17 protein-coding genes and 1 pseudogene are annotated in these 15,490 nt (G+C 64.2%); 9 read left to right on the top strand and 9 right to left on the bottom strand.

Annotation, left to right across the window (positions count from 1 at the left end):
* Positions 1-27 precede the first annotated feature (27 nt).
* Both CIT40_RS04260 and mddA read right to left on the bottom strand, forming a co-directional pair.
* On the bottom strand, positions 28-450 hold the full coding sequence (locus CIT40_RS04260) for a GFA family protein (RefSeq protein ID WP_094895874.1): 423 nt from the start codon (positions 448-450) through the stop codon (positions 28-30).
* Between the two features lie 213 nt (positions 451-663).
* Complete coding sequence (gene mddA / locus CIT40_RS04255) at positions 664-1,452, bottom strand: methanethiol S-methyltransferase (RefSeq protein ID WP_162307346.1); 789 nt, start codon at positions 1,450-1,452, stop codon at positions 664-666.
* Positions 1,453-1,585: 133 nt separating this feature from the next.
* On the opposite strand from mddA, the gene CIT40_RS04250 reads away from it, so the two are divergent.
* Positions 1,586-3,133 carry a winged helix-turn-helix domain-containing tetratricopeptide repeat protein gene (locus CIT40_RS04250; RefSeq protein WP_094895873.1) on the top strand — a complete coding sequence of 516 codons (1,548 nt, stop codon included), beginning with the start codon at positions 1,586-1,588 and terminating at the stop codon, positions 3,131-3,133.
* Positions 3,134-3,158: 25 nt separating this feature from the next.
* On the opposite strand, the gene irr is transcribed toward CIT40_RS04250, so the two are convergent.
* Complete coding sequence (gene irr, locus CIT40_RS04245) at positions 3,159-3,644, bottom strand: Fur family transcriptional regulator Irr (protein WP_094895872.1); 486 nt, start codon at positions 3,642-3,644, stop codon at positions 3,159-3,161.
* 177 nt (positions 3,645-3,821) lie between these two features.
* Between irr and CIT40_RS04240 the strand changes: the two genes are divergently transcribed.
* Positions 3,822-4,133 carry a hypothetical protein gene (locus tag CIT40_RS04240; protein WP_094896026.1) on the top strand — a complete coding sequence of 104 codons (312 nt, stop codon included), beginning with the start codon at positions 3,822-3,824 and terminating at the stop codon, positions 4,131-4,133.
* Between the two features lie 3 nt (positions 4,134-4,136).
* On the opposite strand, the gene CIT40_RS04235 is transcribed toward CIT40_RS04240, so the two are convergent.
* The 3 genes from CIT40_RS04235 to CIT40_RS04225 all read right to left on the bottom strand — a co-directional run bounded on the left by CIT40_RS04235 (position 4,137) and on the right by CIT40_RS04225 (position 6,288).
* A complete protein-coding gene (locus CIT40_RS04235) occupies positions 4,137-4,706 on the bottom strand; it encodes a DUF2147 domain-containing protein (protein ID WP_094895871.1) in 570 nt (189 codons plus the stop codon).
* 32 nt (positions 4,707-4,738) lie between these two features.
* Entirely contained in the window at positions 4,739-5,401 is a 663-nt protein-coding gene (locus CIT40_RS04230; protein ID WP_094895870.1) for a DUF3313 domain-containing protein, read from the bottom strand.
* 248 nt (positions 5,402-5,649) lie between these two features.
* A complete protein-coding gene (locus CIT40_RS04225) occupies positions 5,650-6,288 on the bottom strand; it encodes a TetR/AcrR family transcriptional regulator (RefSeq protein WP_094895869.1) in 639 nt (212 codons plus the stop codon).
* Between the two features lie 215 nt (positions 6,289-6,503).
* On the opposite strand from CIT40_RS04225, the gene CIT40_RS04220 reads away from it, so the two are divergent.
* The 4 genes from CIT40_RS04220 to CIT40_RS04205 all read left to right on the top strand — a co-directional run bounded on the left by CIT40_RS04220 (position 6,504) and on the right by CIT40_RS04205 (position 11,583).
* The gene (locus CIT40_RS04220) at positions 6,504-8,054 is read left to right on the top strand and encodes an ABC transporter substrate-binding protein (protein WP_094895868.1); all 1,551 of its coding nucleotides are present in this window, start codon (positions 6,504-6,506) and stop codon (positions 8,052-8,054) included.
* Between the two features lie 99 nt (positions 8,055-8,153).
* On the top strand, positions 8,154-9,125 hold the full coding sequence (locus CIT40_RS04215; protein WP_094895867.1) for an ABC transporter permease: 972 nt from the start codon (positions 8,154-8,156) through the stop codon (positions 9,123-9,125).
* The gene (locus tag CIT40_RS04210) at positions 9,122-9,961 is read left to right on the top strand and encodes an ABC transporter permease (protein ID WP_148667165.1); all 840 of its coding nucleotides are present in this window, start codon (positions 9,122-9,124) and stop codon (positions 9,959-9,961) included. The genes CIT40_RS04215 and CIT40_RS04210 overlap by 4 nt, the downstream gene beginning before the upstream one ends.
* A gap of 2 nt (positions 9,962-9,963) precedes the next feature.
* Complete coding sequence (locus tag CIT40_RS04205; protein ID WP_162307345.1) at positions 9,964-11,583, top strand: ABC transporter ATP-binding protein; 1,620 nt, start codon at positions 9,964-9,966, stop codon at positions 11,581-11,583.
* A gap of 65 nt (positions 11,584-11,648) precedes the next feature.
* Here CIT40_RS04205 and CIT40_RS04200 read toward each other — a convergent pair whose 3' ends face one another.
* A complete protein-coding gene (locus CIT40_RS04200) occupies positions 11,649-12,725 on the bottom strand; it encodes a hypothetical protein (RefSeq protein ID WP_193550903.1) in 1,077 nt (358 codons plus the stop codon).
* 217 nt (positions 12,726-12,942) lie between these two features.
* On the opposite strand from CIT40_RS04200, the pseudogene CIT40_RS04195 reads away from it, so the two are divergent.
* Positions 12,943-13,347 (top strand): annotated as a pseudogene (locus CIT40_RS04195) (hypothetical protein); the annotation flags it as partial.
* On the opposite strand, the gene CIT40_RS04190 reads toward CIT40_RS04195, so the two are convergent.
* Together CIT40_RS04190 and CIT40_RS04185 are read right to left on the bottom strand one after the other, a co-directional pair.
* Positions 13,275-13,547 carry a hypothetical protein gene (locus tag CIT40_RS04190; protein ID WP_094895865.1) on the bottom strand — a complete coding sequence of 91 codons (273 nt, stop codon included), beginning with the start codon at positions 13,545-13,547 and terminating at the stop codon, positions 13,275-13,277. The pseudogene CIT40_RS04195 and the gene CIT40_RS04190 sit on opposite strands and share 73 nt — an antisense overlap.
* Positions 13,548-13,655: 108 nt before the next feature.
* Positions 13,656-13,940: a hypothetical protein gene (locus tag CIT40_RS04185; protein ID WP_094895864.1), complete on the bottom strand. Its 285-nt coding sequence runs from the start codon at positions 13,938-13,940 to the stop codon at positions 13,656-13,658.
* A 197-nt stretch (positions 13,941-14,137) separates the two neighbouring features.
* On the opposite strand from CIT40_RS04185, the gene CIT40_RS04180 reads away from it, so the two are divergent.
* A complete protein-coding gene (locus CIT40_RS04180; RefSeq protein WP_094895863.1) occupies positions 14,138-14,458 on the top strand; it encodes a hypothetical protein in 321 nt (106 codons plus the stop codon).
* Between the two features lie 225 nt (positions 14,459-14,683).
* Positions 14,684-15,406, top strand: coding sequence for an outer membrane protein (locus tag CIT40_RS04175; protein WP_094896025.1), 723 nt, complete (start codon positions 14,684-14,686; stop codon positions 15,404-15,406).
* Positions 15,407-15,490: the final 84 nt, after the last annotated feature.

The raw sequence follows: 15,490 nt of genomic DNA, 5'->3' as shown, positions 1-15,490 counted from the left end.
GCTGCCGCCCTCTCGAAGCCGGCGCCGCTACTCCTGCATCATCTCGCCGCTGCCGCCGAACTCGGCCGGGAAATCCTTCAACTTGGGCAGTCCGTCGCGCATCGGCAGCACCGTCTCGGCATAGTTGACGTGAACGCCAGGCTCGAATGCGAGCGTCGGGATGGTGGCGGTGAAGACGTCGACCAGTGCGAGCGGCGGATGGTTGGTCATGAGATGGCCGCCGCATTTCTTGCAATATTTGCGCTGGCTGAGCGGCGTCTTTGCAAACGTCTCGACATTCTGCGCGCCTTCGGTGACGCGTACCGCTTCGGGCTTCCACAGGCTGAAGGCATTGACCGGGCCGCCCGACCAGGAGCGGCAGGAGCGGCAATGGCAATAGCCCATCGCCTCCGGTGCGCCCGTGACCTCGATCGTGACCGCGCCACAGAAGCAGTTTCCGACATGTTTCATTGGGTCGTCTCCGTTTGATGAAGGGAAAGAAATCCTCTCCCCGCTCCCCGACCACAATATGTCGGGCCGATGGGATGCGGGGAGAGGTGCCGGGGTGAAGGGGGAGATCACCCCGGGGGCGTCGAGGGGACAGGCGTGTGAGATGCTCGCGTAGCTCACCTGACGCGGCCGGGCGTCCTCCGTTCGGCGGACGCGCGCGGTGCCGCGCAGAGGCTAGAGTGATCGGCGCCAGGGAATAAGCATCGAGACCCGTTGTTTGTACTGCCGGTACTCGTCGCCGAAGAGAGCGACGAGGTCGTGCTCCTCCAGCGCGATGCCGACGAAGATGTAGATCGTGGTGACGGCTGCGAACAGCAGATGGCCCGCGGTCATGGTCGGCGCCGCCCAGAACGCAACGATGAAACCGAGATAGATCGGATGGCGGACGAAATTGTAGAGCAGCGGCGTCTTGAAGCGCGGCGGCGTCATCTCCTTGCCGACCAGATGGCTGGTCACCTGATGCAATCCGAACAATTCGAAATGATTGATCATGTAGGTACTGGCGAACACCAGCACCCAGCCCGCGAAGGACAGCGTGACCAGAGTCACGGCGAGATCCGGATTCTCGACGTTCCATATGACCGCAGGCAACGGGCGCCACTGCCAGAACAGGAGCAGCAATGACAGGCTCGCCAACAGCACATAGGTCGAGCGCTCGACCGGCTTGGGGACGAACTGCGTCCACCACGCTTTGAACTGCTTCCGCGCCATCACGCTGTGCTGAACGGCGAACAGCGTCATCAGGAGTAGATTGACGATGATCGCCTCGACCGTCGGCGTGTCGGTTCCGGTGTCGATGGTCTTCGGCACCATCACCCCCATGACGAAGCCGATGGCGTAGAGAATGGTGACGAAGAATACGAGATAGGCCGTAATTCCGTACAAAAAGGCGACGAGCTTGAGAATGCGTGAGCCCGCAACCTCCGGGCCGATGGAATGGATCTGGTGATCAAGTTGGGTCATGAAATGCTCCGTTGTGCCGAGACATCGACACTGTTTGGTCCTTGCAGCATGCCGGATCGGACGTCCGCAGACTTTGGCGGACGGTTGATTTTCGCCTGAGACGACTTTGATTTTTGCTTGAGACGACAGAAACGTGCGATTTCGCTTCGAAAACAACGTGCTCGACGGCGACCTGCGGGAACTCACCTGCGGCGGGGCAGCCGTGCCGTTGCAGCCGCAGGTGTTCGACCTTCTGCTCTATCTGGTGGCGCAACGCGCGCGTGTGGTCGGCAAGGATGACCTGATCAGCCAGATCTGGAGCGATCGGATCATCTCGGATTCCGCGCTGAACAGCCGGATCAACGCCGCGCGCAAGGCGATCGGCGACGACGGCGCGACGCAGCGGCTGATCAAGACCATTCCGCGCAAGGGCTTCCGTTTCGTCGGCGAAGTCCGGGAAGAAGTGGCAGCATCGAACGTACCGGCCGAAACCAGGCCCGCACCATCGCGCGTGGCGGACCGCCCGGCGATTGCGGTGCTCGCCTTCGAGAACATGAGCGGCGATCCCGCGCAGGACTATTTCGGCGACGGCATCAGCGAGGACATCCTCACGGCGCTGTCGAAGCAGCGCTGGTTCATGGTGATCGCCCGCAACTCGTCCTTCACCTACAGGGGACGCGCGGTCAACATCAGGCAGATCGCGGAGGAGCTCGGCGTCCGCTACGTCGTCGAAGGCAGCGTGCGCAAGGCAGGCAGCCGGCTGCGCATCACCGCACAGCTCAACGATGCCAATTCGGGCAGCCATTTGTGGGCCGAGCGCTATGACCGCGAGCTGGTCGACGTCTTCGCGGTCCAGGACGAGATCACCAACGCGATTGCCGCTGCGATCGAACCGCAGATTCACGCGGCGGAGAGTTTTCGCGCCCACCGCAAGGCGCCTGCGAGCCTGGACGCATGGGATCTCCTGATGCGGGCGCTGTCGCATTTCTGGCGGGTGACCCGGCGCGACCACGACACTGCACGGATACTGCTCGAACGCGCGATCGGGATCGATCCGAATTACGGCCAGGCGCTGTCGGTGCTGGCGGCAAACCACATGTTCGGCGTGCATCTCGGCTGGACCGAGCTCGCCGCGGTGGCGCCGGCGGCGGAAGCCGCGGCGCTGGCAGCGGTGCGCTGCGACCATGAGGATGCCTGGGCGCATGCCGCGCTCGGCAGCGTCTGCTTCTCGACACGCAGGCTTGCGGATGCGCTGGCCGCGTTCGAGCAGGCGCTCGCGCTCAATCCGAACTTCTCGCTGGCGCAGGGCTATTACGCACTGGCGTTATCCTATGCCGGCCGTTCGAAGGAATCGTTCGAGGCCGCGCAACGGGCGATCCGTCTGTCACCGCGCGATCCGTCGCTGGCGATCTATCACGGCATCGCCGGCTATGCGCGCTTCACCGAACGGCGCTATGACGAGGCCATCGCGCTGGCGCGCGAGGCGATCCGCCATCGCGGCGATCTCACCGGCGCCTACCGCGTGCTCGCGGTCTCCGCCGGCATGACCGGAGACGGAATGCTTGCGGAGACGGCGCTGGGCGAACTCCGCCGCACCCAGCCCGACATCTCGCTGCACTGGATCGCGACGCAACTGCCGTGGGCCAATGACGGCGATCGCGAGCACTATCTCGAAGGCTTCCGGCGCGCCGGGTTGCGATGAGCCGCGCCCGGCTCGCGTGACAGCACTAGGTTCGCTTGCGGCGCAGATGAACGATGACGTCGAGCCGCGCGATCTCGTGGCCGGGAAGCGCTTCGGGAATCCTGGTGAAGGCGAGGCCTTCGGCGACGTCGACCAGCACATCCTCGCCTTCGAGATAGAAATGCGGATGCACCGATGTGTCGGTGTCGAAGAACGACTTGATGCCGTCGGCGGCGATCCGGCGCAGCAGGCCGGCCTCGGTGAACTGGTTCAGCGTGTTGTAGACGGTCGCGAGCGACAGATAGGCGCTCGCCGCCATCGCTTCTTCGAACAGGCTCTCGGCGGTGACATGACGGTGCCCGCGCAGGAAGAGCAATCGGCCAAGCGCCAGGCGCTGGCGCGTCGGGCGCAAACCTGCATCAACAAGCAATTGCAGACAGCGCTGCACGCCTGCATCGGGCGGCGGCTCGAGGCCGGCAAATTCGGATCCGCTATCGTCAACCGCAGGGATGTTCGTGGCCTGGATGTCCATCGATCGTCTCACAGCTGAAAGGCGCTGAACGCGCGGTGCCGCGTCGCCAGTTGCCATTCGATCGCAGAAGCGGCGGCCTGGCTTTGATCCGGATCAATTCCGAAAGCCGCCTCTGACCTATCGCAAGGCGGCCCGGTTTATTCCCGGCTACAATTGATCAATATCGACGAGGTTCAGATGTCCAGGCCGGTTCCCGACAAGGCGGAGGTCGCGCTCGAATATCCCGACAAGTTCTATGTCGGCACCTTCGAGCATTCATCGCGGTTCGAGGCGCGGCTCGACGGCAGCGGCGTTGCGCTGGTGCTGCAACATCCGGGCGCCGCCGACGAACGCAAATCGGTGCACCTGCACCTCAATTTCGGCTTGCTCGCCGGTATCCTGCGTGAGCTCGCCGGCAGCGTCGCTGGCCTCCCCAAGGACGACATCGCACACCGCGAGCAGCTTGCAGAGGCGCTCGACGAATTGCGGCGGGCGCTGCGGACATCCTGACGGTTACTTCGCTTTCGCCGGGATCGGCTTCAGGGCGGGCACTGTCGCCCATTCCTTGTCGGCGCGCGGGCCGTTGAGATCGCCGGTCAGGCCGACGAGCTGGCCAGGCACGACGTCGAGGGTCTGCTGCCAGGTCTGGGTCTGGCACAGGAATTTTATCAGGCAGCCTTTCAGCTTCAGGCGATCGGTGGATTCACGCCAGAGCGAGACTGAATAGAACTTGCCGTCCTCGGCATTGTAGATCTCGCCGGCAAACCGCCCCTCCGGCGTCGCCTGCAAGCCCATGATGAGCTGGTGGCCGAGCAGCATGCGGGCGCGCTTGTCCGGATCCGGATTCTGGCTGTCGCGGTAGGGCTGGCCGCGCTTGTCGGCCGGCTCCTTCATCCAGACAATGAAGCCGCACAGGCGCTCGCGCGACGGCCCGCAGCGCTCGAGGCGAATGCGGGCGCGGCCGTCCTCGACCAGCCATGTGCCGCTCGGATCTGCCGGCGTGACGGCGCCGGCGCGGCCGCCGAACGCCAGCATCACGATCGTGATTGCGATGCGCAGCACGAAGCGAAGGAGAATGTTCATCAACAGCACCTTTCGTTGGATGGATCGCGGCGTCAGTTCAACTGCGCCATCAGCGCGTCGGCGCCCTTGTCGATGCCGGCCGTGGCGGCCGCGAGCGCGCCGGCGGTGGCTTTGATGTCGTAGGCAGCTGGGTATTGCTTGGTGACGTAGGCCGAGAGCAGCCGCGAATTCGTCGCGTCGAAGATCTCGACGCCGTAGATGACCGAGCCGGTCATCGTCCCCTCGCCGTCGCGAGCGGCCTGCACGCCGTTGTAGATCGCGCCGGCCATGTCAAAGCGCGACAGCGTGCCGAGCACCGGCGTGTTGGCGACGGCGCCGGTGAGCGTCAGCCTGACCCGCAGCGTGTTTGGTCCGCGCTCGCGCACCAACGCGAGGCGGCTGCGCAGCCGGTCGGCGAAACAGTTGTGCATGTAGGCAGCGAGCGTCGCCTTGTCCTTCTCGGATATGTCTCCGAACTGGTGATCGCGCCCGCGATAGACCACGACGGGATCGAGGATCACCTTGTTATAGGCGCGCCAGTCGACCGGCGTGGAATAGCGATAGGGCATGCGTCCGGAGACGTCCGACTTGTCCGGAGCCATGTAGGCCGATGAGGCGAGCTCCGAATAGGGCACCGGCGAGACCGAGGCGCAGCCGCCCAGGTTAACGCAAAGCACCAGCGTTCCCAGACCGCGCACGGCGATCGAGCGATTCATTCCAGACTCCTCTTGGCACTGTTCAGTACGGCGGCGACCGCAACCGCGTCTGGGACGGGACACGGCTGCGGCGCTCACCATTGCCAACCCTCGACTTCGTTGGGGCCATCGCCGAAGCTTCGGGCTGCCTCAGTGCCGGCATACATAAAACCGACCAGTCGGTTTGTAAAGTTCGAAAATGCAGGCATGGCCCATTTGCCGCAGGCGCGACTTTGGGCAGGCCACGAATACGCTTCGTCAACGATCAATCAGGCGCGCTTGCGCCGGCCGGCAGCCTTCGCGGCCGGTGCCGTTCCGGATTTGCCGGCGCCGGTTGCCGCTGGCCGTTCGAGGCCTGTCCATTGCGAATCGTCGAGCAGGCGCGCGAACAGTCGCTGATGGTCATCCTTGCCGAGCGGCGACATGCCGAACAGCGAGCTCAGCAGCAGTCCCATCGCTCCGGCCCATCGCAGCATGGCCAGATCCGGATCGGCGGCCTCGTCCCTGATCGCCGCCATTCGCTCCATCTCGCGCTCGCGCGGCAGCGCCATCAGATTGGGATTCTCCACCATGGCCGCAACCAGCGCCAGCGCGTCGGAGTTCGGCGACGTCGCCGCTTCGCGCACGGTCGCCAACTGGGTCGCCAGATTTGGATTGGCGGAGGTCTCTCTCGCCTTCGCCATGTAGCGCGTCGAGAATTCCTCGAAATGCGCCATCTGCCGCTCGAGCAACGCCTTCAGCACCGCCTCCTTGGTGCGGAACTGGTGCATCACGCCGCCCTTGCTGAGGCCGCTCTCGCGCGCGATCGCGTCGAGCGTCAACCGGCCCGGCCCATCGCGCGCGATGATCGCGATCGCCGCCTCGAGCGCAGCATTACGGGATCGTTCGGAGCGCGTGGCATTGTCCATGGCCGACTTGTCTCCGTGACACGACAATGAATCAAGTGAAAACAGGACGAGCTGTACATTTTTTGTGCGAACACTGTCGCGACTTTCATCTTGCCGCGCCGAACAGGACTGTGTGAGCCTCGATACCGGATGGGGACTGGGATGGACCGGCCGTAGCTTTGCGCGCCATGACGTGCGAAGCGCTGACGGCTGGTCACGCTTGAGAAAGATACGATATGCCAAAACGAGTGTTGCTTGGTCTTCTGCTGGCTTGCGGCCTTGCGGCCCCGACACTGGCGCAGGAGCCGAAAACGGGCGGTGTGATCAATGCGGTGATCCAGCCCGAGCCGCCCGGCCTGATGCTTGCGATGGTCCAGAACGGTCCGACCCAGATGGTGTCGGGCAACATCTTCGAGGGCCTGCTGCGCTACAGCCCCAAGCTCGAGCCGCAGCCGGAGCTCGCCGAGAGCTGGAGCGTCAGCGAGGACGCCAAGACCTATACCTTCAAGCTCCGCAAGGGCGTCACCTGGCATGACGGCAAGCCCTTCACCGCCGCAGACGTCTTGTTCTCGATCGAGATGCTGAAGCAGACCCACGCCCGCGCCCGCACCAACCTCGCGCAGGTCGACAAGGTCGAGGCGCCGGACGACCATACGGTGGTGTTCACGCTGAAGCAGCCGTTTGGCCCGTTCCTCGGCATCTTCGAGGTCGGCTCGATGCCGATGGTGCCGAAGCATCTCTACGAAGGTACCGACTGGAAGACCAATCCCTACAACAACGCCCCGGTCGGCACCGGCCCTTTCATGTTCAAGGAATGGCAAAAGGGCTCGTTCATCCGCCTGGTCAAGAACCCGAACTATTACGAGAAGGGCAAACCCTATCTCGACGAGATCTACTGGCAGATCATTCCCGACGCCGCGGCGCGGTCGGTGGCGTACGAGACCGGCAAGGTCGACGTGCTGCCCGGCGGCTCGGTCGAGAATTTCGACGTGCCGCGGCTGACCAAGCTGAAGGACACCTGCGTCACCGGCGCCGGCTGGGAGTTCTTCTCGCCGCTGGCCTGGCTGTGGCTCAACAACCGACAGGGCCCGCTCGCCGACAAGCGCGTGCGGCAGGCGGTCATGTATGCGATCGACCGCGACTTCGCCAAGGACGTGATCTGGAACGGGCTCGGCAAGGTCGCGACCGGCCCCTCGGCCTCGACCATCAAGTACTACACCGACGACGTGAAGAAATACCCGTACGATCCGGCCAAGGCCAAGGCGCTGCTGAAGGAGGCCGGCTACAAGGGCGAGAAGATCCGCCTGCTGCCGCTCGCCTATGGCGAGACCTGGCAGCGCTGGGGTGAAGCCGTGAAGCAGAACCTCATGGACGTCGGCATCAACATCGAGACCATCGCCACCGACGTCGCCGGCGGCAACCAGAAGATCGGCGACTGGGATTACGACATCGCCTTCACCTATCTCTACCAGTACGGCGATCCCGCGCTCGGCGTCGGCCGTAACTACATCTCCAGCAACATCGCCAAGGGCCAGGTGTTCAACAACGTCGAAGGCTACTCCAACCCGGAGATCGACAAGCTGTTCGCCGACGGCGCGGTCGCGACCCCGGACTCCAAGCGCAAGGAGATCTACGAGAAGGCACAGAAGATCCTGGTCGAGGACGTGCCGGTGGCCTGGATGCTCGAGCTGCAATTCCCGACCATCATGCGCTGCAAGGTCAAGAACCTGATCACCACGGGGATCGGGGTCAATGACGGCTTCAAGGACGCATGGCTCGACAAGTGAGCCCTGCTCTTTCACCTCTCCCCGCTCGCGGGGGGAGGTGCTCTAAGAGCACCTCCGCCTCCGCGGCCGCAGGTCACCCCACCGGTATGACTCTCTAATATGCTCTCCTTCGTTGCCCAGCGTGTCCTCAAGGGCGTGATCGTCCTGCTCGCGATCGTCGTCCTCAATTTCTTCCTGATCCGGCTTGCGCCCGGCGACCCCGCAGTGGTGATGGCGGGCGAGGCCGGAGCCAGCGACCAGGTCTTCGTCAAGCAGCTCAGGGAAAAATTCGGCCTCGACAAGCCGCTGCCGGAGCAGCTCTTCATCTACGTCAAGGGCGTCGTCACCCTCGACCTCGGCTTCTCCTTCCGCCAGCAGGCGCCGGTCGCCAAGCTGATCGGCGAGCGGCTGCCGGCGACGTTGCTGTTGACGCTGACGGCATTTGCGATCTCGCTCGTGCTCGGCGTTATGTTCGGCACCTTCGCCGCGCGCTTTGCCGGAACCTTCCTCGACACCGCCATCACCGTGTTCGCACTGATCTTCTACGCCATGCCGCTGTTCTGGGTGGCGTTGATGGGCATCCTGCTGTTCTCGGTCACCATGGATTGGCTGCCGAGTTTCGGTTACGAGACGGTCGGCGCCAATCTGACCGGCCTTGCCCACGCGGTCGACGTCGGAAAACACCTGATCATGCCGGCGATGACGCTCGGCCTGTTCTTCATGGCGACCTATACCCGCATGACGCGCGCCTCGATGCTGGAGGTGAAGCGGCTCGACTTCGTCAAGACCGCGCGCGCGAAGGGCCTTTCCGACGCCGTGATCCAGCGCCGCCACGTGCTGCGCAACGCGCTGCTGCCCGTCGTGACGCTGGCCGGCGTGCATTCGGGAACGCTGATCGGCGGCGCCGTCATCACCGAGACCGTGTTCGCCTGGCCCGGCATCGGGCGCCTGATGTACGACGCGCTGTTGCAGCGCGACTATAATCTGCTGCTCGGCGTCTTCGTGATCTGCTCGGCCATGGTCCTGATCTTCAACCTCATCACCGATCTGGTCTATCGCCTGGTCGATCCGCGCATCGAATTCGCCTCATGAAACAGTTCTGGAAATCGATGCTGAAGAGTCCGAGCGGCGTCATCGGGCTCATCATCCTGCTGCTCGCGATCTCGGTTGCACTGTTCGGGCCGATGCTGTTCCCGAACTCGCCCTGGCGCATGGTGCAGCGGCCGTTCCTCCCGCCATTCACGCTCTCGACCGTGCCGCTCGGCACCGACGCGCTCGGCCGCGACGTGTTCGCCGGCATGATTTTTGGCGCGCGCGTCTCGCTGCTCGTCGGCCTGGTCTCCACGCTGGTTGCGCTGATCGTCGGCATTCCCATCGGCGCCATGGCCGGCTATTTCGGCGGCAGGGTCGACGACGCCCTGATGCGCTTCACCGAGTTCTTCCAGACTATCCCGAGCTTCGCGCTCGCGATCGTGCTGGTCGCGATCCTGCAGCCCTCGATCTATTCGATCGTGACCTCGATCGCGCTGGTGAGCTGGCCGCCGGTCGCCCGCCTCGTGCGCGGCGAGGTGCTGTCGCTGCGGACGCGCGAATATGTCCAGGCCGCTGTCGTCACCGGCCAGAGCAACGCCTGGATCATCATGCGCGAGATCCTGCCCAACGCGCTGTCGCCGGTGATCGTGCTGGCCTCGCTGATGGTGGCGACCGCGATCCTGCTGGAATCCTCGCTGTCGTTCCTCGGCCTCGGCGATCCCAATCTGATCTCCTGGGGCTACATGGTCGGCGCCGGCCGCACGGTGATCCGCCAGGCCTGGTGGATCACGGTGTTTCCCGGTGTCGCCATCCTGATCTCGGTGCTCGGGCTGAACCTGATCGGCGAAGGCCTCAACGACGCGCTCAACCCGCGCCTGTCGCGGGAGGGACGCTGACGATGACCGCTCCGCCCGCCGTCTCCATCAAGAACTTGCGGATCGCGCTGCCTGAGGGCGCCGAGCGTCCGTTTGCCGTCGATGGCGTCTCGCTCGACTTGCGGCCCGGCAAGATCGTCTGCGTCGTCGGCGAGTCCGGTTCGGGCAAGTCGATGTGCGCGCATGCGCTGATGGGCCTGTTGCCCGATACGGTCTCGGTCGCCTCCGGCGAGATCCAGTTCGAGGGACGCGACCTGCTCAAGCTCGACGACGACGGCTGGCGCGATCTGCGCGGCCGCCGTTTCGCGATGATCTTCCAGGAGCCGATGACCGCGCTCAATCCGTTGATGCGGATCGGCGACCAGATGGCGGAGATGTTCGAGGCCCATGGCCTGCTGACGCCGAGGGAACGGCGCGCCAAGGCGCTGTCGCTGGCGCGCGAGGTCGGGCTGCCCGACCCCGAACGAATCGTGCGCGCCTATCCGCACCAGCTCTCCGGCGGCCAGCGCCAGCGCGCCATGATCGCGATGGCGCTCGCGCTCGAGCCGGCCGTGCTGGTCGCGGACGAGCCCACCACCGCGCTCGACGTCACCACGCAGGCGCAGATCCTCAAGCTGATCCGCAACCTGCAGCGCAATCGCAACATGGCGGTGATGTTCATCACCCACGATTTCGGTGTCGTCGCCGACATCGCCGACCAGGTCGTCGTGCTCCGACACGGCAAGGTGGTCGAGGAAGGCCCGGCCGCAACGGTATTCAACGCGCCGCAGCACAACTATACCAAGGCGCTGCTCGCTGCCGTGCCGTCGATGGACCCGCCGGCACGCGCGCCGCTCGACGACAGGGCCAGGGCGGTCGAGGTGATCGGGCTCGACAAGACCTATGTCACCTCGGGCGGCTGGTTCCGCGAGGACCGCCGCGTCGATGCCGCGCGCGCGGTCAATTTCAACATCCTCAAGGGCGAGACGCTCGGCCTGGTCGGCGAATCCGGCTCGGGCAAATCGTCGGTGGCGCGGCTGGTGATGCGGCTGATCGAGGCCGACCGCGGCACGGTGTGGATCGGCGATACAGAACTCACCTCGCTCTCGGGCAAGGCGCTGCGCGCCGAGCGCCATCGCATCCAGATGATCTTCCAGGACCCGTTCGCCTCGCTCAATCCGCGCCGCAAGGTCGGCCACATCATTGCCGACGGCCCGATCGCAGCCGGCCTTGATCCGAAGGCGGCGTTCGACCGCGCCCGCGATCTGCTCAAGATGGTGGGCCTCGATGCCGGCGCACTCGAGCGCTATCCGCATGAATTCTCCGGCGGCCAGCGCCAGCGCATCGGCATTGCGCGCGCGCTCGCGCTCGAGCCCGAGATCATCGTCGCGGACGAAGCCGTCTCCGCCCTCGACGTCTCCGTGCAGGCGCAGGTCTTGCGGCTGCTCGAAGACCTCAAGGCGCGACTCGGCCTCTCGATGCTGTTCATCACCCACGATTTGCGCGTCGCCGCCCAGATCTGCGACCGCATCGCGGTGATGCAGCGCGGCGCCGTCGTCGAGTTGAAGCCGACCGCACAGCTGTTCGCGGCGCCCGAGCATGCCTATACGCGCGAGCTGCTGGCGGCGGTGCCCGGACGGAAAGAGCGCGCGCCGGCGGTGTAGGCAGTACCAAGCTGCCGCGAGCAAATGCCCCTCGAGATGTTAGCTCTACTTGCGGGGATTTGGCGTCACGGAGCCGCGGGTGCAGGCGGGAGAGGTGCTGGCGGTGCAGGAGGCACGCGCGCTGCCGCCGGCGCCGGTGATGGAGGTGCTGGCGGCGCGGGTACACTTGCTGCAGCCGCAGCGTTGGCAACATTCCTTGCTGCTGACCGGCCAACGCCCTGCGCAAGGACGTAGCCCGCAATCCCGCCAAGAAGCGTTCCCAGAGTGTTCTCTAGCAGCTTTCCGGACAAACCGAGCGCCAGGATCACACTGAGCAGGATCATCACAGTCACAAACTGGATGACCTGACCCGAGGCTACCCATTCCATCTGGAGCTCGGGCTCGAACAATTTGATTCCGAGAATTGTCGCGACGCATGCGATCGCCAATATCAGGAGGAGAAGCCATAAATTGCTGCCAATCTGAGCCGCCGGCTGCGAAGCGTTCAGCTTGTCCTGAACCGAAGCCCTTCGCTTCTTCAAAGCCTCCAGGTACCTTGTTTCCGCGTTAGCGAGGTTTGTCTGGGCCGCGACGAAATCGGCCAGAGCCTTTTGGGTTCCTGAAAGCACCTGAGCTTGCGCCTCAAGATAGTCGGATGACCCGAACTTCGTCTTCGCCTCAGCGCATGACGTGGCGGGATTGGGATCGTTCTGAAAAAAGAAAGGCGTGAAGTCGAGATTGCCCAACGAACTGCTGGCGGCGACGGTAGTCAGTTCACCGAATGCACGGAAGTAAGAGTTCAAAGCCTGAGGAAATTTGGCGATGTTGTTGGCGCAATCGAACTGAGACAACACCTTGGCCTGCGCCATAAGACGGTCGCCCGCGGCCGCCATGACAGACTGCTGATTTTTGAAACTGTTGGCTCTTTGGAACTGCTGGGTCGCGCGGGAAATTTCGGCATCCAACCGATCTAATTCTCGTAAGAGCAGGGCGTCCTTATCGGGCACTGGTTGCTTGCTCAACTCATTTGCGCTCGCTTCAACTTCCTGAGGCGTTGGTTCTGCGGTAGTTGCCGGCGGACCGGGTATGGGCAGCGGAAGCAATTGTGCCGAAACCGAACTGACCTGAATCCCGAGAATCAAAGCGGCCAATAATCGCCACATGCAAAAATCTCTCAAAAAATACCCGCAAAGGCTTAGACGGTAGCTCACAACAATGAGGGATTGCAAGAGGCGCGACGCATTCTTGACGGAGCGCGGGCGAAGCCCCTGTTCGCGCGCTCCGACAGTTGCTTCGTGCACGGGCTTGAAGAGGTTCTGCGCAAGACGTCGTGGCGGCGTAGCATGCGCTACGCCAGGATGCCCGACGAGCGGGATGCAAGGCAGGGTGCGCGCGCTCGCGCTCGAGCCCGAGATCATCGTCGCGGACGAAGCGGTCTCCGCCCTCGACGTCTCCGTGCAGGCGCAGGTCTTGCGGCTGCTCGAAGACCTCAAGGCGCGACTCGGCCTCTCGATGCTGTTCATCACCCACGATTTGCGCGTCGCCGCCCAGATATGCGACCGCATCGCGGTGATGCAGCGCGGCGCCGTCGTCGAGCTGAAGCCGACCGCGCAACTGTTCGCAGCGCCCGAGCATCACTATACGCGCGAGCTGCTGGCGGCGGTGGACGGAAAGAGCGCGCGCCGGCCGACTGAGCCCTCGTCGGCGAGATCCTATTTCGCGGAAGGATTGGTGTTGCCCCACGTGGGGGCCGAATTGGTCACGCCGACGGAAGGCCGATTGTAGCTTCCCACCGATGGAGCCGTGACCGTTCCGACGGTCTGTCCCGAGCTGCCGTAGGGCGCGGTCTGCGCCGAAGGCACTCCTGGGGTCCCGGTGGTGTTGCTCTGGGCGCCCGTCGTGGAGGTTTGCGCACCGGCGGGGACTGACAGGGCCATAGCTCCGGCTGCAGCGAGCGTGGCAAGCAAGATTCTCGTTCTCGTCATGAAGGATCCTTTCGGATGTAGTGCATCGGTCATCGAACAACGCGTGGTGGACGAAATTGTGCCTCATGGGTCTGGCGAGGCGGAGCGGACGGAAGACGATCGGCGCCCCTACCGCGTCGTGTTGCTCCAGGTCGGAACCGCATTGGTCACGCCGACCGAGGGCCAATTATACGATCCGACCGAGGGCGCCGTGACCGTTCCGACCGTCTGTCCGGACGAGCCGTAAGACGCCCTCGGCTGCGCCGCGGGCGCGCCGGCACCGCTATAGGTCGGGGCCACCACGCTCGTGCTGTAATGTCGGCTCGACCGCGCCTTCTTCGCTTCAGCCGAGAAGGGCGCGGCAAGCAGCCCGGTTGTGACGAGCGCGGCGATCGCAAGTTTGATGCTTGTCATGGTTGATCCCTCGGTCGCTGTGCCATGTGTTCATGGATCGGACTATGTCCATAGGTACGAGTTCATAACTTCGTGCGCAGGCGATTGTGCCGAAGCAACGGGCGTCACCACCACTTCGGACGGATCCATACCCGCCTTCGGATGGACCCGAATCAGCGCTAGGGCATTGCCTCATCGACTTCGCGTATCGAGGCGACATGACCGGGCCCGAACTGAAGCAACTCCGCGCCGACCTCTCCGATGCCCTCGAGCGGAAGCTCACGGCGGCCGACATGGCAAAGCTCTGCGGATTGCCGGAGAAGGGCGGCGGCGACACCATCCGGCGCTGGGAGGTGAGCGGTCCTTTGCCGGAGGCCACGAAGCTGCTTCGCGTGCTTGCGATGGCCAGCGAGCGCTATCCCATCCTGGAGAAGTTCGACATCTTCGATCGCCATGACGTGCGCGAGGAGGACCGCCCCGCCAAGCGCGCGGCGTTCCGCGAGCAGATGCGGGATGAGGCGCGACGGCGTCTTGGTTAACGAAGGACGCTCGCAGGTTACCGAAGCGCCGTGGAGTTAAGCCTTCCTTCACCGCTTCTTAAGTCGGCATTAAGCACGAAAATCATTTGCAGCCCAATAAGTTAGGTTGGGTGCCGCTGTGCCATGCATGTGACAGCATTTTCGTCAAAAGGGAGCTATCTGCAAAACCAATGCGGCGCGGAAAGCGCGCCTGCCGGGGACCTTAAAGTGTCGGAGTTCAAGACGATGAAGAAGATTTTGTTTGCGACCGTTGCGCTGCTCGTGGTGGGCGCGGCTGCGCCGGCCGTCGGCGCCGATCTCGGCAACCGCAACTATTACAAGTCGCCCGCGCCGGCCTATGCCGCGCCGATCTACAACTGGACCGGCTTCTACATCGGCGGCCATGTCGGCGGCGCGTTCTCCAGCGACAACAATTTCAGCGGCCTCTCCACCGGCAACAACGGCAACGGCCGTTTCCTCGGCGGCGTGCAGGTCGGTGCCGACTGGCAGTTCCACCCGAATTTCGTGGTCGGCGTCGAAGGCCAGTATTCCTGGCTCTCCGGCAGCGTCGGCGCCGTGTTTCCGGGCGGCGTCTACACCAACGACCAGCGTGGCCTCGGCTCGATCACCGGCCGCGTCGGCTACACCTGGGGCCCCGGCCTGGTCTATGTGAAGGGCGGCTACGCCTATTCGGACAACAACGAGAAGGTGACCGTCGGCGGCGTGCCGGCCGCCTTCGTCATCACCGGCGATCATCGCAACGGCTACACCGTCGGCGCCGGCCTCGAATACATGTTCGCCCCGAACTGGTCGGCCAAGGCCGAGTACCAGTACTACAATTTCGGTGACGCGAGCTTCACCGGCGGTCCGCTCGCGGGCACCGGCAGCTTCACCACCGACGACCACACCATCAAGGCGGGCGTCAACTACCGCTTCAACTGGGCAAGCCCGGCCGTCGCGCGCTACTGATAGTTACCACAAGCTTACCATGACAGGGGGCCGGCGATTTTCGCCGGCCCTTTTTTCGCTCTGCGGAACTGGCGCAACCGTTTG

It is taken from the genome of Bradyrhizobium amphicarpaeae (assembly GCF_002266435.3).
In the GTDB taxonomy this organism is placed as follows: Bacteria; Pseudomonadota; Alphaproteobacteria; order Rhizobiales; family Xanthobacteraceae; genus Bradyrhizobium; species Bradyrhizobium amphicarpaeae.
This window is presented reverse-complemented; position numbering and strand designations above follow the sequence as displayed.